The organism is Streptomyces sp. TLI_185 (assembly GCF_003814765.1).
Classification (GTDB): Bacteria; Actinomycetota; Actinomycetes; order Streptomycetales; family Streptomycetaceae; genus Streptomyces.
On the sequence record NZ_RKRB01000001.1, the window covers coordinates 2,306,296 to 2,325,626 of the forward strand.

Annotated in this window: 14 protein-coding genes and 1 tRNA gene; 10 read left to right on the top strand and 5 right to left on the bottom strand. The window is 71.1% G+C overall.

Translation table 11 applies throughout. From position 1 onward, the window contains the following. The first annotated feature begins 72 nt into the window (after window positions 1-72). Both EDD92_RS10505 and EDD92_RS10510 read left to right on the top strand, forming a co-directional pair. On the top strand, window positions 73-1,059 hold the full coding sequence (locus EDD92_RS10505; RefSeq protein ID WP_123964043.1) for an aldo/keto reductase: 987 nt from the start codon (window positions 73-75) through the stop codon (window positions 1,057-1,059). Then, entirely contained in the window at window positions 1,056-3,500 is a 2,445-nt protein-coding gene (locus tag EDD92_RS10510) for a helix-hairpin-helix domain-containing protein (RefSeq protein ID WP_123964044.1), read from the top strand. Before EDD92_RS10505 ends, EDD92_RS10510 begins: the two co-directional genes overlap by 4 nt. 203 nt (window positions 3,501-3,703) lie before the next feature. Here EDD92_RS10510 and EDD92_RS10515 read toward each other — a convergent pair whose 3' ends face one another. Continuing rightward, window positions 3,704-4,414 carry a hypothetical protein gene (locus EDD92_RS10515; RefSeq protein ID WP_030947649.1) on the bottom strand — a complete coding sequence of 237 codons (711 nt, stop codon included), beginning with the start codon at window positions 4,412-4,414 and terminating at the stop codon, window positions 3,704-3,706. Window positions 4,415-4,461: 47 nt separating this feature from the next. Here EDD92_RS10515 and EDD92_RS10520 point away from each other — a divergent pair, with 47 nt between their 5' ends. Further along, window positions 4,462-4,650 (top strand): DUF5703 family protein, encoded by a 189-nt coding sequence (locus EDD92_RS10520; RefSeq protein WP_005485166.1) that lies wholly within the window; start codon window positions 4,462-4,464, stop codon window positions 4,648-4,650. 114 nt (window positions 4,651-4,764) lie between these two features. On the opposite strand, the gene EDD92_RS10525 is transcribed toward EDD92_RS10520, so the two are convergent. The 3 genes from EDD92_RS10525 to EDD92_RS10535 form a co-directional block, all read right to left on the bottom strand. Further along, window positions 4,765-5,562, bottom strand: coding sequence for a chaplin (locus tag EDD92_RS10525; protein ID WP_123964045.1), 798 nt, complete (start codon window positions 5,560-5,562; stop codon window positions 4,765-4,767). Window positions 5,563-5,703: 141 nt separating this feature from the next. Next, window positions 5,704-5,937 (bottom strand): chaplin ChpH, encoded by a 234-nt coding sequence (gene chpH / locus EDD92_RS10530; RefSeq protein WP_030947654.1) that lies wholly within the window; start codon window positions 5,935-5,937, stop codon window positions 5,704-5,706. Between the two features lie 138 nt (window positions 5,938-6,075). After that, window positions 6,076-7,401, bottom strand: a complete 1,326-nt coding sequence (locus EDD92_RS10535) for a M20/M25/M40 family metallo-hydrolase (protein WP_123964046.1) — start codon at window positions 7,399-7,401, stop codon at window positions 6,076-6,078. Window positions 7,402-7,587: 186 nt separating this feature from the next. Here EDD92_RS10535 and EDD92_RS10540 point away from each other — a divergent pair. From EDD92_RS10540 to EDD92_RS10555, 4 genes are all read left to right on the top strand, one after another. Next, window positions 7,588-7,675: transfer RNA gene (locus EDD92_RS10540), tRNA-Leu, on the top strand. A gap of 264 nt (window positions 7,676-7,939) precedes the next feature. Continuing rightward, the gene (glgX, locus tag EDD92_RS10545) at window positions 7,940-10,075 is read left to right on the top strand and encodes a glycogen debranching protein GlgX (RefSeq protein ID WP_260326459.1); all 2,136 of its coding nucleotides are present in this window, start codon (window positions 7,940-7,942) and stop codon (window positions 10,073-10,075) included. Between the two features lie 4 nt (window positions 10,076-10,079). Next, the gene (locus tag EDD92_RS10550) at window positions 10,080-12,227 is read left to right on the top strand and encodes an AGE family epimerase/isomerase (RefSeq protein ID WP_123964047.1); all 2,148 of its coding nucleotides are present in this window, start codon (window positions 10,080-10,082) and stop codon (window positions 12,225-12,227) included. A gap of 3 nt (window positions 12,228-12,230) precedes the next feature. Further along, a complete protein-coding gene (locus EDD92_RS10555; RefSeq protein WP_260326460.1) occupies window positions 12,231-13,508 on the top strand; it encodes a transposase in 1,278 nt (425 codons plus the stop codon). On the opposite strand, the gene EDD92_RS10560 is transcribed toward EDD92_RS10555, so the two are convergent. Then, on the bottom strand, window positions 13,451-15,163 hold the full coding sequence (locus EDD92_RS10560) for an ABC transporter family substrate-binding protein (protein ID WP_123964048.1): 1,713 nt from the start codon (window positions 15,161-15,163) through the stop codon (window positions 13,451-13,453). The two genes, EDD92_RS10555 and EDD92_RS10560, sit on opposite strands and share 58 nt — an antisense overlap. Before the next feature lie 149 nt (window positions 15,164-15,312). Here EDD92_RS10560 and EDD92_RS10565 point away from each other — a divergent pair, with 149 nt between their 5' ends. The 3 genes from EDD92_RS10565 to EDD92_RS10575 are packed head-to-tail and all read left to right on the top strand — an operon-like array spanning window position 15,313 to window position 19,270. Next, window positions 15,313-16,296: an ABC transporter permease gene (locus tag EDD92_RS10565; RefSeq protein ID WP_123964049.1), complete on the top strand. Its 984-nt coding sequence runs from the start codon at window positions 15,313-15,315 to the stop codon at window positions 16,294-16,296. Further along, window positions 16,293-17,174: an ABC transporter permease gene (locus EDD92_RS10570; RefSeq protein ID WP_185123982.1), complete on the top strand. Its 882-nt coding sequence runs from the start codon at window positions 16,293-16,295 to the stop codon at window positions 17,172-17,174. Before EDD92_RS10565 ends, EDD92_RS10570 begins: the two co-directional genes overlap by 4 nt. Then, window positions 17,171-19,270 (top strand): ABC transporter ATP-binding protein, encoded by a 2,100-nt coding sequence (locus tag EDD92_RS10575; RefSeq protein WP_185124510.1) that lies wholly within the window; start codon window positions 17,171-17,173, stop codon window positions 19,268-19,270. The genes EDD92_RS10570 and EDD92_RS10575 overlap by 4 nt, the downstream gene beginning before the upstream one ends. Window positions 19,271-19,331 lie beyond the last annotated feature (61 nt).

A 19,331-nucleotide genomic window follows, 5' to 3' on the forward strand; every position in this document is an offset into this window, starting at 1 on the left:
GACCCTAGCGCGTGGAAACTGGTTGTCCACAGGCCCCCACGCCGAAGGTTCAGGCCAGTAATCTCGGCGTTCATGGAGCAGAGGTATCTCGGCCGGACCGGCCTTCGTGTGTCCCGTATCGGACTCGGCACGCTCACCTGGGGCAGGGACACCGACGAGCACGACGCCGCGGACCTCTTGAAGACGTTCTGGGAGGCGGGCGGAAGCCTTGTCGACACGGCGGACGTGTACGGCGACGGAGAGGCCGAATACCTGCTCGGACGCCTCATAGAAGGCCTGGTTCCGCGCCGGGACCTGGTGATCTCGACCAAGGCGGGCAGTGTGCCGGACCCGGAACGCCGGGTCGACGGCTCGCGCGGGCACCTGCTCTCCGCGCTGGACGACTCGCTGGCCCGGCTCGGCACGGACTACGTCGACGTCTGGCACATCCACGCCTTCGACCCGTACACCCCGCTCGAGGAGACCCTCCAGGCCCTCGACCTGGCGGTCAGCAGCGGCCGTGCGCGCTATGCCGGCGTCTCCAACTTCTGCGGCTGGCAGCTCGCCAAGGCGGCGACGTGGCAGCTGGCGGCTCCCGGGATGCGGACCCGGCTGGCGAGTACGCAGATGGAGTACTCGCTGCTGCAGCGCGGAGTGGAACGCGAGGTGCTGCCGGCCGCGCTGGACCTGGGTATCGGCCTGCTGCCGTCCTCCCCGCTGGGCCGCGGGGTCCTGACGGGCAAGTACCGGGGCGAGACCGTGCCCTCCGACTCGCGCGGCGCCTCCGACCACCTGGCGCCCTTCGTCGCGCCGTACCTCGACGACACCGCGAGCCGCATCGTGGACGCCGTGCAGACCGCGGCGGACGGGCTCGCGGTGACTCCCCTCCAGGTCGCCCTCGCATGGATCCGCGACCGGCCCGGCGTGGCCGCACCCATCGTCGGTGCGCGCAACTCCCAGCAGCTCACGGCGGCATTGTCAGTGGAGGCCCTTAGTCTTCCTGACGAGATCTGCCGGGCGCTCGACGACGTGTCGGCGCCCGTGCACCGCTATCCCGATCACGACTGGAGCACGCTGTGAGCACGGAGCCCGAGCCCACCGAGGACGCAGAGAACGCCGAGCCGGGGACGCCGGGCGCCGCGGGGCAGAACGGCGAACCCGACGTCCCGGCCCCGTCGGCCGGAACAGACGGTGACGGCGACTCGGTCGCTCAACTGTCCGAAGCCGAGGCCGAGCTGGCGGCTCAGCGGCTGGAGCGGGAGCGGATCGAGCGGCGCAAGGCGGAGAAGGCGGGGCCCGTCGAGGCCGGAGCGAAGCTCAGCGGGAAGGCCGCCGATCTGCTGGCCGCGGTCCGTGCCGTGGAGAGCGGCGAGAGGCCCGTGGCCACCGTGTTCAGCGAGTCCGCTCCGCGCCGCCCCGCCCCCGAGCCGGTACGGCGTCCGCAGCCGACGCCCGCGGCCGCGGCCGCCGCTCCCGCGCCGGAAGCCGTCGACGCGGTACGGGGCGTGCTGAGCGACGGCGGCGCACCGGACGCGCTCGCACCGCAGGTCGCCGCGGTCCTCGGCGAGGGCGCGGACGAAGTTCTGCGGGCGGATCCCTGGCTGCTGTTGCGCGTCGGCGGTGTGCGGCCCGAGCAGGCCGACGGCTTCGCGCGGGCACTGCTCGGCGCCGAGTGCGGTCCGGACGACGAGCGGCGGGGCCGGGCGCTGACGGGGTGGCTGCTGGAGCAGGCGGCGCTCGCGGGGCACACGGCGCTGGAGATGCCTGCGCTCACCGCGGCGCTGTCCCAGCGGGGCGTGCCCGACGCAGACGCAGCCGTGCAGAGCGCTGTGGCGGAGGGCGAGGCCCTGGTCTTCCAGGACGCCCTCGACCCGACCGCTCCGGCACCGCAGACGGCCGAGGAGGGCGAGGAGGCCGAGGAGCGTCCGGTACGGATCCTGGTCGGCCTGGAGCGCTATGCGCTCGCGGAGGAGAGCCTCGCCGACGGACTGGCCCGCCTGATCAACTCGGTGCCGAAGGAGGACGGTTCGGCCGAGGTCTGGGAAAGCAAGGCCGCCTCCGCGCCGGACTCCACCGCCGAGCTCATCCGCGCGGTCGCGGGCCACGGCCTGGTCCTGCACACCGGCGGCGAGGCGTCCCTGGCCGAACCGGCGGCACTGCTGCAGACAGCAGCCGCCCTCGGCCTGCGCGCCTGGGCCGCCACACACAGCCCCGCCGGCCGCGACCGCTTCGCAGCGTTGTGGGCGGGCGCCGGGGGCCCGGGCGGGGCTGTGCCGGAAGGTCGTGGAGTGAGCGGGTCCCTGCCGGGCGGCAACGAGGTGAGCGGCACCGCTGCGGACCGCATTCCGGGGGGCGACACCACGCCGGCCCCCACCGGGGCGAGCAGCGGCGCGCCCGACAGCCGCACCCCGGACGACACCACAGGGGACGGGCCCGCGCCGGGCGGCGGCACGGCGGGGAGCACCACGCCGGACCACATCGCAGCAAGCGGCGCCCTGCCCGACAGCCGCACGCAGGGGGGATCCGGGTCCGCGGTGGACGGGACCGCAGGTGGGCTCGCTGCGTCCGGCGTCGTCACCGTCGCCGGGCTTCTCTCCGGTGACGAGGGGCCCGGGCGTGACGCGGACGGGGCGCTGGATCTGGATCTTCTCATCGTGCTCGACGCGCCCCAACTGGACGTCGAGACGGGGGCCCTGCTCGTCGAGTCGCTGCCCGACGGTGCCCGGCTGGTGCTGGCCGGGGATCCGGGGGTGCTGGGGTCGGCCGGGCCCGGGCGGGTGTTCGCCGATCTGCTGGCGGCACGGGTCTGCCCCCGGATCGCCTCGCGGCGGCCGGACCTCGGCCCCCTGGGCGAGCTGGTCTCCGGCGTCGGCATCGGTGAGCTCAACCAGGTCGAGGCCCCCGGCAAGGAGGTCGTGATCGTCCCGGTGCGGGACGCGGGCGAGGCGGTCCACCGGACCGTGCAGCTCGTCGCCGACTCGGTGCCCCGGGCGATCGGCGTGCCGCCCGAGCAGACCGTGGTGATCACGCCGGGCCACGGCGGCGCGGCCGGCACCCGCGCGCTCAACGCGGCGCTCAAGGAGCGCCTCAACCCCGGCCCCGGCCGCTTCGGCGGTTTCGACCCCGGTGACCGGATCGCCTACTCTCCCGCACCCGGCCGTACGGCACCGGGCAAGGTCGTGACGGCCGACGCCGACGGACTGCACCTGTCATGCGCGGGCACCCCCGTCGTCGTACCGAAGGAGCGGGTGGAGCAGTCTGTGCGGCACGGGTGGGCGCTGACCGCGCACCAGGCGGTCGGCACCCGGTGGCCCGCAGTGGTCGTGGTGCTGCCCGGGGACGCGGCGCAGTCCCTCAGCCGGCCGTGGGTCTACACGGCGTTCGGCAGGGCGGACCGCCACCTGTCCGTGGTCCACGGCGTGGACCAGGCACTCCCCCGGGCCGTCGCCGAGGTCCCGGCCAAGCCGCGCACGACCCGCCTGCCGCTACTGCTCAGCACACAGGTACCGGCCGCCGGCTGACCGGGGGTCCGGGGTCCCGACAGCCACCCAAGGGGCGCGGGGCTGCGTTGAATGTGCGGCTACCGCCGCGTGGGCGCGACCAGCCACAGACGGCCCGCAGCCAAGCACCCACCACGCGCACGAACAGCGGCGGCGTTCACGGAGATCATCCGTGAACGCCGCCGCAGCAACAGCCCGGTCCGACCCCGCGTCGGCGGCCCGCGCTAGCGGTCCGCGTCCAGTGGCTCCAGGTCCTCGTCGCCGTCCAGATCGGTGTCGAGGTCGTCCTCGAGGTCGTCGTCGTCCACGCCGGCCAGGCGGCCGTCGTCGATCTCGTCGTCGAAGACCGCGCTGACGTCGAAGCGGCAGACCACCCGCTGCGGATCGATCTGCTCGAACGGCGCCTCCAGCCAGTCGCCCGGCTCGGCCGGTTCGTCCGCGGCCGTCACCCAGAGCGTGGAGTCGCCCTCCTCGAGGCCGAACTCCTTGTGCCGCGAGGCGATCTCGTCCGGTTCGAACTCGCCGAACAGGACGCTCAGCGCCCCGTGCACGGTCGCGGAGGTCTCCGCCCCCCGTCCGTCGTCGTCCGCCGCCTCCACCCGCTGCGCCTGCGCCAGCAGCCGATGCGGCTCCGCCACGGCGTAGTCGCGGCGGATCAGCACACTCAGCGCGTTCGGCTCCTCGGGGCCCGTGTACGGCGGCAGCGTGTCCTCCGCACCGGGGATCTCGAAGGGCGTGACCTCGTCGTAGCGGTCGTAGAGCAGCTCGTCGTACGTCTCGGCGGCCGCGGCCAGCTCGTTGAACGCCTCGTAGACGGCCTGGTCATCCTCCCCGGACCTGCGTTCGACCGCGGCCAGGTGGCGGTCGAGCGCGGTCTTGACCGCCTCGGCGGCGGCTCGTACCTCGGCAGCGGTGGGCTGCGCAGCATCAGACATAGTGCAGACGCTATCCGTACCGGGCCCCAGCCCGCACAATAGATGCGATGCCGGAATACGAATTTGTCGACGTGTACGTACCGCGCGGGGTTTCCCGCAAGGACGCCACACGCCTGCTGACGGACCATGCCGAGTACGGACACTGGGAGTTGGACCGTCTGAGTCTGCTGCGCGACGGCAGCCGCAGGGTGCGGTTGCGCCGGCGGATCATCCGCCAGGTGCGGGCCACGTGGTGAGCTGAGGCGACGACGGAGACGACGGAAACGGAGCGGGCCCCGCCAGCACGGGGCCCGCTCCGTTCTGTGCACCGTAGGGGAAGTTTGCGGTGCTTGGCGTGGAGATGCGCCGGTTCAGACCGAAGCGCGCGCCTTGCGGTACATGACCGCGCCCGCCAGCAGTGCCCCGGCGCCCACCGGAAGCACGACGCCGATCGGCAGGTCGCTGCCGGTGTGCGCGAGCTGTGCGCTGCCCTGCGGCTGGGTCACCGTCTGGGTGCCCGGGTGGTTGGTGTGCGAGGAGCCGCCCGGCGTGCTCGGGTTGCCGGGGTGACCGGGCTGGTCCGGGCTGCCCGGATGTCCGGGGTTACCCGGGTGGCCAGGGTTACCCGGGTGGCCAGGGTGACCGGGGTGACCGGGGTGACCGGGGTGACCGGGCGGCGGCGTCTGGTGGCCGCCTCCCGGAGGCGTCGTGTGCCCGCCACCCGAACCGCCGTTGGTGCACTCGTTGTCCTCGGCGGCGTTGCCGATGCCGACGATGTTGACGCTGTTGCCGCAGACATTGACCGGCACGTCGACCGGCGCCTGGACGGTGTTGCCCGAGCCGATGCCGGGTGAGTCACTGGCGTGTCCGTTGGCCTGGGATCCGCCGCCGGAACCGCCGTGCCCGCCGGAGGAACCGCTGCCGCCGCCCTCGTTGGTGCACTCGTTGCCGCTCGCCGGGTTGAGGAGTCCGACGACGTTGACCGTGTTGCCGCAGACGTTCACCGGCACATGTACCGGCGCCTGCACCGTGTTGCCGGACAGTACGCCGGGCGAGTCCGAGGTGGAGCCGTTCGCTCCCGAGTCGGCGTGGGCGTAACCGCCCGCCGCGGCGAGCACACCGGTCGCCGCCATCACCGTCATCAGGCCCTTGCGGGTGACCTGTCGCATTACTGAATTCTCCCTGCCTTCATTCCTGACCTGAAATCTCGCGACATCTCGCGTGGAAATTCGCGAAAAGGCCGGTCGGCTCCGGAGCGCATGGCGCGCACTCCGGAGCCGACGGGCGTGACGACCCTCAGCGGGTCGACGTCACTTGTTGATGCAGGTGTTGCCGAAGGCGGGGTTCAGCAGCCCGATCACGGAGATCGTGTTGCCGCAGACGTTCACGGGGACGTGCACGGGCACCTGAACGACGTTGCCGGAAGCGATACCCGGGGAGTGCACCGCAGCACCCTGAGCACCGGCGTCGGCGACGGCCAGGCCCGCACCCGCGAGAACCAGACCACCAGTGGCAGCCGCAGCAGCGACGACCTTCTTGAGCATTATTCCTCCTTGTTGGCAAAAGCGATCTCGTGTTGCTGATCGCATTACCTGTAACGAGGAGGAAGTAATGGAGCTACGAGCTGATGGTCGCATTCACCCTTCTCGGTCCCGCTCCGTACGTGCGGACGATTACGAAGGTCACGAGGCGTCGATGAAGCGGTCCAGTACGCGCACGCCGAACTTCAGGCCGTCGACCGGCACCCGCTCGTCGACACCGTGGAACATGCCCGCGAAGTCCAGCTCCGGGGGGAGCTTGAGCGGGGCGAAGCCGAAGCCGCGGATGCCCAGTTCGTCGAAGGACTTGGCGTCCGTGCCGCCGGAGAGCATGTACGGGATCGCCTTGGCCGCCGGGTCCTCGGCCACCAGCGCGGACTGCATGGCGTCCACCAGCGCCCCGTCGAAGGTGGTCTCGACGGCCTTGTCGGCATGTACGTCCTCGCGCTTCACCTTGGGCCCGAGGATCTTGTCCAGGTCGGCGAGGAACTCCTCCTCGAACCCGGGCAGGAAGCGCCCGTCGACATGCGCCGTGGCCTCGCCGGGGATGACGTTGACCTTGTAACCGGCGCCCAGCTGTGTGGGGTTGGCGGTGTTGCTCAGGGTCGCGCCGATGAGCTTGGCGATGCCGCCGAGCCTGGCCAGGGTCCCCTCCATGTCCTCCGGGTCCAGCTCGGTGCCGAGCGCGTCGCCGAGTTCGTCGAGGAAGGCCCGGGTGGTCTTCGTCACCCGCACCGGGAACTTGTGCCGCCCGAGCCGCGCGACGGCCTCCGACAGCTCGGTGATGGCGTTGTCCCGGTGGATCATCGAACCGTGACCGGCGGTGCCGGCCACGGTCAGCTTCATCCAGTGCATGCCCTTCTCGGCGGTCTGGATCAGATAGAGCCGCCGCTGCTCGTTGACCGTGAACGAGAAGCCGCCGACCTCGCTGATCGCCTCGGTGACGCCCTCGAAGAGACCGGGGTGCTTCTCGACCAGGTGCCGGGCGCCGAACTTGCCGCCCGCCTCCTCGTCGGCGAGGAAGGCGAGGACGATGTCGCGCGGGGGCCGGCGCCCGCTGCGCAGCCGGTCGCGCACGACCGCCAGGGTCATCGCGTCCATGTCCTTCATGTCGACGGCCCCGCGGCCCCACACGCAGCCGTCGGTGACCTCGCCGGAGAAGGGGTGGTGGGTCCAGTCGTCGGCGTTGGCCGGTACGACGTCGAGGTGGCCGTGGATGAGGAGGGCGGGCCGTGACGGGTCCTCGCCCTCGATCCGGGCGACCGTGGAGGCCCTGCCCGGGTGCGACTCGAAGATCTTCGATTCGAGACCCACCTCGGCGAGCTTCTCTGCGACGTACTCGGCCGCCTCCCGCTCACCCGGACCCGAGTGGTCGCCGTAGTTGCTGGTGTCGATCTGGATCAGCTCGCGGCAGAGGTCCACGACCTCGTCCTCGCCGGTGACGCCCCTGGCCGTGTCCGTCTCGCTCACGCTGCTTCCTCCCGCTGTCACTGCTGGTGGTTCCCCTCATCCTCCCTCTCCGCCCGGCCGCTCCCAAGACCGGACCCCGCCCGTCACACGCCGTTCACGCCGGACGGGGGGTGACCGGGGCCCTCTCGAAAGCCTGGTAATGTTTCCTTCGTCGCCGCGAGGGAAACCCCGCACGACAGACACCTTGTCCGGGTGGCGGAATGGCAGACGCGCTAGCTTGAGGTGCTAGTGCCCTTTATCGGGCGTGGGGGTTCAAGTCCCCCCTCGGACACCAGCCGAAGCCCCCGGCCGCTCAGCGGCCGGGGGCTTCGCCGTACGTTCACGGCCGATCTGGCCACAACCCGTCGTCCGCCGCCCTTCCCGCGCGCATTCCGCAAGATTCCCCGAGGACCGGCGAAGCCCCAGCTCCCCCCGTGCGCTCCGGCGCGCGCCGGGCCCCGTGGCGCCCTCCGGATTTACAATTTACTTGACTCGACCTTACAGGGCTTGTTGACTGGTTCGGAGCCAGTGACTCCCAGGTGACAAGAGGTGAAGCTCTGTGAAGACCCAGGGAAGCCTGACGATGGAGCGTCGGCCGGAGGCCGTCCCGAGAGTCACGCCGGGGCGCCCACAGCCACTGGGCGCCACCGTCGACGCCGACGGCGTGAACTTCTCGCTCTTCTCCGAGCACGCGACGCGCGTCGACCTGTTGCTGTTCGACCGCTGCGACGCGCCCCTGCCGTCCCGCGTCGTGCGCCTGCACCCGGAGCGGCACCGCAGTTTCCACTTCTGGCACTGCCATGTGGCCGGGGTCGGCCCGGGGCAGGTGTACGCGTACCGGATCGACGGTCCCCGCAACACCCACCACTCCGGGGCCCGCTTCAACCACCGCAAGGTGCTCCTCGACCCGTATGCACGGGCCAACATCAACAGCTGCTGGGACCGTACGCACGCCATCGGCGGCGGGGACAACGTGGAGCACTGCATGCGCAGCCTGGTCGTCGACCTCGACGACTACGACTGGGAGGGCGACCGTCCGCTGCGGACGCCGATGACGGACACGGTCATCTACGAGATGCACGTCCGCGGCCTGACCGCGTCGCCCACCTCGCGCTCCGCCCACCCCGGCACCTTCTCCGCGGTCGTGGACAAGATCCCGGAGCTGAAGCGGCTCGGCATCACCGCCGTGGAACTGCTGCCCGTCTTCGACTTCGACGAGACGCAGATCCTGCGCACCGGACCGGACGGCACACTGCTGCGCAACTACTGGGGCTACGACCCGTACGGCTTCTTCGCCCCGCACACCGGCTACTGCGCCGAGCCCCATCTGGCCGGGCACATCACCGAGTTCCGGGACATGGTCAAGGCGCTGCACCGGGCGGGCATCGAGGTCATCCTCGACGTGGTCTTCAACCACACCAGCGAGGGCAACGAGTACGGGCCGACGATCAGCTTCCGGGGCCTCGCCAACGAGGCGTACTACCACCTGTGGCCGCAGGACCGCAGCCGCTACATGGACTTCACGGGCTGCGGCAACGCGGTCAACGCCAACCACCCCATGGTCACCAAGTTCATCCTGGAGTGCCTGGAGTACTGGGTGACCGAGCACCATGTCGACGGCTTCCGCTTCGACCTGGCCTCGGAGATGTCCCGCGGGCCCATGGGCTACGAGATGGCCGTACCGCCGGCCCTCTGGGCGATCGAGCTGTCGCAGGTGCTCGCCGAGACGAAGATCATCGCGGAGCCGTGGGACGGCGGCGGGCTTTACCAGGTCGGCCGGTTCCCGGGGAAGCGCTGGGCGCAGTGGAACGGGCCGTTCCGGGACGACGTACGCCGTTTCGTACGCGGGGATGCCGGCCTGGTCGGGGAGATCGCCTCCCGGCTCGGCGGTTCGGCGGACCTGTTCTTCCCGCAGCAGGTGCTGCCCACCAACAGCATCAACTTCGTGACCTGCCACGACGGGTTCACCCTCAACGACCTGGTCTCGTACCAGCACAAGCACAACCACGCCAACGGCGAGTCGAACGCCGACGGTGCGCACGAGAACTTCAGCTGGAACTGCGGGGTGGAGGGCCCGACGGACTCCGAGGAGGTGGAGCGGCTCAGGGTGCGGCAGATCAAGAACTTCCTGTCGATCCTGATGCTCAGCCGGGGCGTGCCGATGCTGCTCGCCGGGGACGAGTTCCGCAACAGCCAGCAGGGCAACAACAACGCGTACTGCCAGGACAACGAGACCTCCTGGCTGGACTGGGACCAGGCGGAGAAGGAAACGGAGATACGTTCCTTCACCGAACGGGTCATCGGGCTGCGGAAGCGTTTCAGGACCTTCCGTGAGGCCCGCTTCTTCACCGAGCGCCGCAATGAGCGGGGGCAGGCCGACGTCACCTGGCACGGCACCAAGCTGCTGTGTCCCGGCTGGGACCATGCGGACGCCCGGGTGCTCGCGGCCACGCTCGGCGGCTTCGACGGCGACCCCGATCTGCATCTGATCCTGAACATGTACCACCTGGGCCTGGACTTCGAGCTGCCGCCCGTCGAGGGCCACCGCTGGTTCCGAGTCCTGGACACGGCCTGCTCCGGGCCGCACGACCTGCTGCCCGCCGGCGCTGAGGAACCGGTCGACGAGTCCGTCTTCCACGCCCACGGCCGCAGTGTCGTCCTCCTTGTGGCGCTACCCGACGAGAAGGGCACGTGACGAGATGAGTGCCACCACCGACCGCCGTATCTTCTCCGACACCCTCGCGGGATATGTGACGTACCACAGCCCCACCCAGCACCGTTTCGGGCTGCGCACCTCCGACGGCCGCGAGTTCACCGTGCACCTGGCCCGCAACGTCGTCTCCCGCATCGTCCGCAACCTGGGCGACCCCTACCAGGACACCACCTCGCGCACCCGGGACATGCTGGGCACCGGGCGCTTCCTGTTCGCGTACGGGATCTTCTACGAGTGGGAGGGCGGCGCGCGCTTCGAGGCGAAGGAGATCACCTTCCCCGAGGAGAGCCGCGGCCACTACGTCTTCGAGCATCCCAACTGGTGGGTGCAGCAGGCCGCGGCGATCGCCGACTTCTATCTGCGCGGCCAGTTCCCCGACGGCAAGTTCGACTGGCGCAACTACCGCACCCATCTCACGCTCGACGGGGCGCACCTGCCCGAGCACGCGGGGGAGAACGTGCGCCAGGAGACCGACACCATCTCCCGGCTGGTGTACGGCCTTTCGACCGCCTATCTGCTGACCGGCGAGGACCGGTTCCTGGACGCGGCCGAGAGCGGGACCGAGTACTTACGGCAGTACATGCGCGTCGACGACAAGCAGGACGGGATCGTCTACTGGTACCACGGCATGGACATCACGCCGACCGGGCGGCGCAAGGTGTACGCCTCGGAGTTCGGCGACGACTTCGACGCCATCCCGATGTACGAGCAGATCTATGCGCTGGCCGGGCCGACCCAGACGTACCGGGTGACCGGCGATCCGCGGATCCTTCAGGACATCGACCGGACGGTCGCCCTGTTCCAGCGGTACTTCCGTGATGAGGAGCGCGGGGGCTTCTTCTCGCACATCGACCCGATCAACCTGAGCCCCTGCGACGACGCGCTGGGCCGCAACCGCTCCCGCAAGAACTGGAACTCGGTCGGCGACCACGCCCCGGCGTATCTGATCAACGCCTATCTGGCCACCGGCCGCGAGGACTTCGCCGAGCTCCTGGAGGAGACCGCGGACACCATCGTGGCCCGCTTCCCGGACGAGCCGGACAGCCCGTTCGTGCAGGAGCGCTTCCACGAGGACTGGAGCCCGGACCGCACCTGGGGCTGGCAGCAGGACCGGGCGGTGGTCGGGCACAACCTGAAGATCGCCTGGAACCTGACCCGGATCCGGGCCCTGCACGACAAGCAGGAGTACGCCGAGACCGCCCGGCGGATCGGCGAGATCATGCCGCCGGTCGGCAGCGACCAGCAGCGCGGCGGCTGGTACGACGTGGTCGAGCGGCGGGCGGATGCGGACAGCGGCATCCACCGGATGGTGTGGCACGACCGCAAGGCCTGGTGGCAGCAGGAGCAGGCGATCCTCGCCTATCTGATCCTGGCGGGGACGGCCGACGATCCCGAGTCGCTCAGGCTGGCGCGGGAGGCCGCCTCCTTCTACAACGCCTTCTTCCTGGACCATCAGGACGGCGGCGTGTACTTCAATGTGCTGGCCGACGGGATCCCGTATCTGGTGGGCACCGAGCGGCTCAAGGGCTCGCACGCCATGGCCGGCTACCACTCGCTGGAGCTGTGCTACCTGGCGGCCGCCTACACCGGTCTGCTGATCAGCCACGAGCCGCTCACCCTGTACTTCCGGCCCCGCCCCGGCGACCTGCCCGAGCGCGAACTGCGGGTGGCGCCCGACCTGTTGCCGCCGGGGTCGGTGGAGCTGACCCGGGTCTGGGTCGACGGGCGCGAGCACCATCACTTCGACGCCAAACAGCTGACCGTGAAGCTCCCCGAGAGCGACGGGCCGGTGCGGGTGCGGGTGGAGCTGGAGCCCGTGCAGATGCGCCTGAGGATGCGCAGCGAGTTCGACGGCGGCACCGCGCACGTCCGCTGCGGCGGCGCGGTCGACGGCGGCGAACTGGACAAGTTCCGCCGGGTCCTCGGCGAGGTGATGGCCGCAGGTCCCCAGCGGGTGGAGTTCCATCTGTCCGAGGTCAGCGAGATGTGCCGGCCCGCGGTCAACGAACTTCTCGTGCAGCGCACCAAGGCAGGGCTCGACGTCGACTTCGTCGTCGTCGGCGCCGTTCTGCCCGAGGTCCGCGAAGCCCTGATGGCCACCGACGCCTTCCTGCTAGAGGGCGAGGAGGACTGAACCGTGACCACCACCCTGCCCCCCGGAATCCTTGCCGCGGAGCCGGACTTCGGCCCGCCCTACGAGGTGCCCGTAGAGCCGGTGGACCTGTCCGCCTACTGCCAAGACCTCTTCGGCACCCTCAGCCGCTCCGACCAGCGGCGCTGGGGAGAGGTCTACGTCCGTGGACTGCTCGGCGTGCCCGGCCGCAAGACCCCGGCCCGCATCTCCGAGCAGGTGCTGGGCCGCCGGGCCGTGCAGCAGATCCAGCAGTTCGTCAACCAGAGCCCGTGGCCCTGCGGTCCGGTGCGCCGGCGGCTCGCCGGGCAGCTGAGCCGGGCCTTCAGCTCGGAGGCCTGGTGCGTCGACGAGGTCGTGTTCACGAAGAACGGCGACCGCTCCGTGGGCGTGGCCCGGCAGTACGCGCCCTCGCTGGAGCGCACGGTCAACTGCCAGCTGGCGCTGGCCACTTCGCTGGTGGGCCGGCACGGCGGGGTGCCGGTCAGCTGGCGGCTGATGCTGCCGGCCCGCTGGGATCGCGACGAGCGGCTGCGCACCCAGGCGCATCTGCCGCCGGAGGAGCGCTCCCGGCCGCGCTGGCGGTACGTCCTGGAGGCCGTCGACGAGATGCTGGAGGAGTGGTGTCTGGAGCCGCTGCCGGTGCTGGTGGACTGGAGGGGTGAGGCCGATGTGGCGCCCCTGCTGCGCGGGCTCGAGGCGCGGGGGCTTGCATATCTGGTCGAGGCCTCGCCCAGCACCGCGGTCACCCTGCCCAGGCCGTGCGCCGGATCCCCGTACGGCAGCGGGACGTTGACGGAGCTCGCCGTGCACGCCGTCCAGCACCGCAAGCGGATGCCGATCGCCTGGCAGGACCGGACGACGGCCCGGATGCGGCAGTCCCAGGTCCTGTCCGCACCGGCCCTGTTGCTGACCGAGGCGCCCCACGGCGGGGGTGCGGGCGCCCGGTCCGCGGGGGCGCATCCGCCGCAGCGGCCGAGGCATCTGGTCACCGACTGGCCGTACGGCCGGCCCACCCCGCGCACGTACTGGCTGACCAACCTGCCCGGGCGCAGGCTGTCGGACGTGCTGCCGCTGGCCCAGCTGCGGGCACTGTCGGGCGAGAGCCTCGGCCGGCTCCAGCAGGACTTCGGTCTCGCCGACTTCGAGGGCCGCTCCTTCCGCGGCTGGCACCATCACGTCACGCTGGCCTCGGTGGCGATGGGCTACGACACGCTGAGCCGCCCCTACCGCTGCCAGCCGACCGCGGTGAAGTCGATGTCGCCGAGGCCCGGCACACCGTAGTTGGCGAGGCCCTTCCTGACCGCGAGCACCTGCGGGCGCTGGTAGAGCAGGACGTCGTGGCCCAGCTGCCAGATCAGGCGGTCGGCCTGGTTGTAGAGCTGGTCGCGGCGTCCTGCGTCCAGGGTGTGCACGGCCCGGCCGAGCACGGAGTCGATCTCGGGGCTGGAAATCCTGCCGTAGTTCTCGTAGAACTGGCCGCCGCTCGGCCGCCGGTAGACGGGGTACAGGGTGCTGGGATAGGTCAATCCTCTGAATCGGAAGATCGCCAGGTCGAAATTCCCGCGGTTGAGGTACTTCGGCAGGTAGTCGTCGGCCGGGACTTTCTGGATCTCCACCGCAATTCCCGCGCGCTGGAGCATCTGCTGGATCAGCTGGGAGAGGTCGAGACCAAGTCGGTTGGTGGACTGGCTGAGTACGAAACGCAGGCGCAACTCCTGCCCGTTCCTGCTTCGGGCGCCGCTGCCGCCGGTGCGGTGCCATCCCCGCTGGTCCAGAATTCGCTCGGCGGCCTTCAGGTCGTAGGTGCCGAGCGAAGCGGAATTGTCGGCGTATCCGGGCTGGTTGGTCATGAAGAAGTGGTTGCCGAGCAGCGGCACGCCGACCGGCAGGCCGGTGCGCGCCACCTCCGCGAGGGCGTGGCGGTCGATGGCCCGCAGCACGGCCCGGCGCACCTGGACGTCCGCGAGCGGGCCCGCGGCGCCGTTCAGGGCGACCTGGACGTCGTCCCAGGCGGAGCCGGTGCGGATGTCGGTGTCGTCGGCGTTCTTGAGCCGGTCGTAGAGGTCGGCGGAGGCGGCGTTGACGGCGTCGATCTCACCGTTGAGGAAGGCCTGGACGGCGGTCGTGGGGTCGAGGGTGCGGAAGACGACCCGGTCGAGACGGGGGCGGGTCCCCCACCATGCGGGGTCGGGTACGAGGGTCAGGGTCTGGCCGGTGTCGTCCAGCGAACCGATCCTGAAGGCACCGGCGGTGATCGGCGCCTTCCCCTGCCAACCGGTGTTGAAGTCCGCGGGGTTGCCGAAGCCGGCGGCCGGATACAGCGGCGTGAACAGCCGCTGCCAGTCGGCGAACGGCCGCTTGAAGGTGACCTTGACCTCGTGCGCGTCCGCCCCCCGACGTACCGAGGCGATGTCCTCGTAGCCACTCGGATCGGCGATCCGGAACCGCGCGTCGCCTCTGCCCAGCGCACGCCACTGGGCCGCGAAGTCCCGCCAGCCGAGCGGCTTTCCGTCGGACCACCTCGCTTCGGGGTTGAGGCGGTAGGTGACCGTCTGGGGGGTGGTGGAGGTGACGGAGGCGGAGCGCAGGTAGTCGGGCACGCGCTGGGGGGCGCCTTCGGCGTCGCGGGCGAACAGGCGCGGTTCCAGCATGCTGACGACCGTGAAGACGTCGTCCAGAGTGCCGTCCGCCTGGTAGTAGTTGAACTGCGTCAGCCACTGGTAGATCGGCAGTGTCAGGGTGCCGCCCTGCTTCAGTTCGCTGCGCGGGCGGGGGTTGACGTCGGTGCGGCCGTAGGCCGGAACCGCCGCGCTGGAGCTGCTGTTGCCGGGGGCGGCGCGGCCCTGGGCCCCGGTGCAGCCGCCCAGCAGAGCACAGAGGGCGATCCAGACCAGCGCGGGCCACAACCGTCTGCCGCGTATGCGGAACCCCGTCATTGCGTTGCCCTCTCCCCGTGTGAAGTTCCCTTCGGCGAGCAGTCTGCCGTAAGAAAGCGCAAACACGTCTTCAAGGGGCGTCGGCGAGCTTAACATTGGCCCATGTCAAGCACATGAAGCCGACGGGTTGCCGAGGAGTCCGACACCCGATGCTCGCATTGTTGGCAAAACGTCTGACGAACTGCCTGATATTGCTTCTCGCTTCAACGTTCCTCTGCTATTTGATTTCCTCCGCGGCGCTTGATCCGCGGGCCTACTTCGAGGACCGGACGCCCCGGCCGCCGGCCGCTGTGGTCGATGCGCGGCTCGCCGAAATCGGGCTCGACAGCGGCACTCCGGTCACCGAGCGGTTCGGCCACTGGGCGTGGCGGGCGCTGCACGGGGATCTCGGCCGCGCGCTCGACGGCAGGCCGGTGGACGCCGAGTTCGGCCGGCGGGTGGGGGTCACCGCGCGGTTGCTGATCGTCGGGACGGTCGTGGGCACGGTGCTGGGGGTGCTGGCCGGGGTGTGGGCGGCGGTGCGGCGGGGCCGGCTGCCCGACCGGGCGCTGACTCTGTTCTCCTTCGCGGTGCTGTCGGTGCCACCGTTCGTGCTGGGGCTGCTGCTGCAGGCGGGTGCGCTCACGGTCAATGACGCGGCGGGCCGCACGGTGATCCGGTACACCGGCGAGCGGACGCCAGGTCTGGAGGGCGGCGCAGCGGCCCAACTCCGGGACGCGGCGGTGCACTTGGCCCTGCCGACGGTCTCGGTCGCGCTGGGGGCGGTCGCCGCGTACAGCCGCTACCAGCGCGGGGCCACGCTGGACGTCCTCGCCTCGGACCATCTGCGCACCGCCCAGGCCAAGGGGCTCACCCCCGGGCGCGCGCTGCTCCGGCACGGCCTGCGGACCTCGCTGATTCCGCTGACGGCGTTCTTCTCCTTCGGCTTTCTGACGCTGTTCACCGGCGCCGTGTTCACGGAGAAGATCTACGGCTGGCACGGCATGGGCAGTTGGTTCATCGAGTCCGTGCAGAGGGGCGATGTGAACGCGGCCATGGCGGTCGAGGTGTTCAGCGCCGCGCTCGTCCTGCTGGCCGGCCTGGTCGCCGATCTGCTGCACGGCGCACTCGATCCGCGGGTGCGGTACGCGTGAGATCCGCGCGGGGGGCGTCGGTACGGCGGCGGCTGGTCCGCGCACCGGGCGCGGTGGCGGGCGGCGCGCTGCTGCTCGCTCTGTTCCTGTTCGCCTTCGCGGGACCGCATCTGTCCGGGTGGGGTTACGCCGACATCGACTACTCGGCGCTGCACCGGCCGCCGGACGGGCGGCACTGGCTCGGCACCAACCGGATCGGCCAGGACGTCTACGCGCAGTGCGCCAGGGGGCTGCAGAAGTCGCTGCTCATCGGGGCACTGGCGGCGGGCTTCTCGACGGGGCTCGCCGCGGTGGTGGGGGTGTGCGCGGGGTACTTCGGGGGCTGGGCGGACCGGGCGCTGATGCTTCTCGTGGATCTGATGCTGGTGGTGCCGGCGTTCCTGGTCCTGGTGGTGGTGGCGCCGCGGCTGCGCGCTCTCGGCTGGCTCGCGTACGTCGGACTGATCGCCGCGTTCGGCTGGATGGTCACGGCGCGGGCGGTGCGGGCCATGACCCGCTCTCTGAAGGAGCGTCAGTTCGTGGTGGTGGCCCGGCACATGGGGGTCGGCCCGGTCGTGGTCATCCGGCGGCACATCCTCCCCCACATGGCGTCCTTCCTCGTGACGGACGCGACGGTGGCGGTCGCCGGGGCCGTCATCAGCGAGACCGGACTGTCGTACTTCGGCTTCGGGGTGCAGCCGCCCGACGTGTCCCTCGGCACGCTGATCGCCGATGCGGCGGACGTGCCGACCACGTATCCATGGATGTTCTACTTCCCGGCGGGGCTGCTGGTCCTGCTCGTGCTGGCGTTCCATCTCATCGGGGATGCGTTGCGGGCTGCGCTGGATCCGGAGCCGGGGGCGGTGGTGGTCGGCGGGGAAGCGGGGAGCCGGGTGTGACGGGCGATGTGGTGCTGGACGTGCGGGGGCTGCGGGTCGGGCGGGCGGGGGGCCGTCGGTCGGCCGGGGTGCCGCTGGTGCACGGTGTCGATCTCCGGTTGTGCCGGGGGGAAGTCCTCGGCCTGGTGGGCGAGTCGGGGGCGGGGAAGAGCCTCACCGCGCTGGCGCTGCTCGGCCTGTGCCCGCCCGGGGTGGAGGTGAGCGGTTCGGTGCGGCTGCTCGGGCGGGAGCTGGTCGGGCTGCCCGTGCGCGAGCTCGCCCGGGTGCGGGGGCGGCACATCGCCATGGTCTTCCAGGACGCGCTGAGCGCGTTCACTCCGGTGCACAGGGTGGGAGACCAGATCGGTGAGGTGCTGCGTATCCATCAACGCCCGCGCCCGGGGCGGGAGTCGGCGCTGCGGGCCGCGACCGAGCTCCTGGACGCGGTCGGGGTGCCGGAGCCGGACCGGGCCGCCCGTTCCTACCCGCACCAGCTGTCGGGCGGGATGCGGCAGCGGGCCATGATCGCCATGGCGATGGCGGGCCGCCCCGAGGTGATCGTGGCCGACGAGCCCACCAGCGCCCTGGACGTCACCGTACGGGCCCAGGTGCTCGAGGCGCTGGCGACGGCACGGCGGGCCACGGGCGCGGCGCTGCTGCTGGTCAGCCACGACCTGGGGGTGGTGGCGGGGACGGCGGACCGGGTCGCGGTGATGTACGGCGGGCGGATCGTCGAGAGCACGGGCGTCGACGCGCTCTTTGCGCGGCCGCGGATGCCGTACACCAAGGGGCTGATCGGGGCCGTGCCCCGGATCGACGGGGAGACTCCGCCCACCCCTGTGCCGGGCGAACCGCCGGCCGCCGGTGGCAGCGGGCCGGGCTGCGCCTTCGCCCCGCGGTGTCCGCTCGCCGAGCAGAAGTGCCGGGAGCAGCTGCCCGAACTCAGGGGAGACGACGGGCATGTGGCTGCCTGCCATCGGGGCGACGAGGCCGTGCAGCGCAGCTCCGTCGAGCTGTTTCCGCCGTCCATGTACCGCAGGCCGCCCGCGGGAGGGCCCGAGTCGGAGCCGGTCCTCAGGATCACCGGGCTGGCCAGGTCCTTTCCCGCGCCCGGCGGCTTCGGGCCATGGAGCCCGTGGAGTCTGCGGCGGGGGCGACGGACGGTGGCCGAACGCGTCGTTCACGCGGTGGAGTCGGTCGATCTGGAGGTGCGCCGGGGGGAGACGGTGGGGCTCGTGGGAGAGTCCGGGGCCGGGAAGTCCACCACGCTGCTCGAAGTGATGTCCCTGGCGGTCCCGCAGAGCGGGACGATAGAGATCCTCGGGCAGGACACCTCGTCGTTGTCGCGGGACGCGGCGCGGCGGTTGCGGAGCGCGGTGCAGATCGTGCCCCAGGACCCGATGTCGAGCCTGGATCCGCGGATGCCGGTGGGTGACATCGTCGCCGAGCCGTTGTGGGTGCAGCGGATGCCGGCCGACCGGGTCGCTGCTCGGGTGGCGGAGGTGTTGCGGCTCGTCGGGCTCGGCCCGCAGGACATGTCCGTCTGCCCGCACCGGTTCTCCGGCGGTCAGCGGCAACGGATCGCCATCGCCCGGGCCCTGGCCGCCCGGCCGCAACTTCTGCTGCTGGACGAGCCGCTGTCGGCGCTCGACGTGTCCGTGGGGGCCGGGATCCTCGATCTGCTGCGCAGGCTGAGGGAGGATCCCGGCCCGTCCTGTCTGTTCGTCTCGCACGACCTGGCCGTGGTGCGACAGATGGCCGACCGGGTCGCGGTCATGCATGCCGGTCGCGTCGTCGAGACCGGCGAGGTCAAGGAGGTGTTCGAGTGGCCTGCCCACCCGTACACCAGGGCGCTGCTGGACGCGGTGTCGGTGCCTGATCCCGCGCTGCAGCGAACACGTACGGCCGTTGTCCTACGGGGCGATCCGTCGACGGTCGGCACGTACGTGACGGGATGCCGGTTCCGGACACGCTGCCCCGTGTTCGCTTCACTTCGACGGGAGGAACAGCGCAGGTGTGAACGGGAAATCCCGGCGACCCTGAAGACGGCTGTGGGGGGTGGCCGTTCAGTCGCCTGTCATTTTCCGCTCACGGACCCTCGGGGCGTTTCCGGTTAGGACTCCCTTTACGGCAGCCGGCCGAGGTGCGCCGGCCGGATCAGCAGCAGCCGCCGCCCGC

Coding starts and splice junctions, on each gene's coding strand:
- EDD92_RS10560 (WP_123964048.1), bottom strand. CDS start 15,163: ATGACGGGGTTCCGCATACGCGGCAGACGGTTGTGGCCCGCGCTGGTC.
- EDD92_RS10520 (WP_005485166.1), top strand. CDS start 4,462: ATGCCGGAATACGAATTTGTCGACGTGTACGTACCGCGCGGGGTTTCC.
- chpH (WP_030947654.1), bottom strand. CDS start 5,937: ATGCTCAAGAAGGTCGTCGCTGCTGCGGCTGCCACTGGTGGTCTGGTT.
- EDD92_RS10515 (WP_030947649.1), bottom strand. CDS start 4,414: ATGTCTGATGCTGCGCAGCCCACCGCTGCCGAGGTACGAGCCGCCGCC.
- EDD92_RS10565 (WP_123964049.1), top strand. CDS start 15,313: ATGCTCGCATTGTTGGCAAAACGTCTGACGAACTGCCTGATATTGCTT.
- EDD92_RS10505 (WP_123964043.1), top strand. CDS start 73: ATGGAGCAGAGGTATCTCGGCCGGACCGGCCTTCGTGTGTCCCGTATC.
- EDD92_RS10550 (WP_123964047.1), top strand. CDS start 10,080: ATGAGTGCCACCACCGACCGCCGTATCTTCTCCGACACCCTCGCGGGA.
- EDD92_RS10525 (WP_123964045.1), bottom strand. CDS start 5,562: ATGCGACAGGTCACCCGCAAGGGCCTGATGACGGTGATGGCGGCGACC.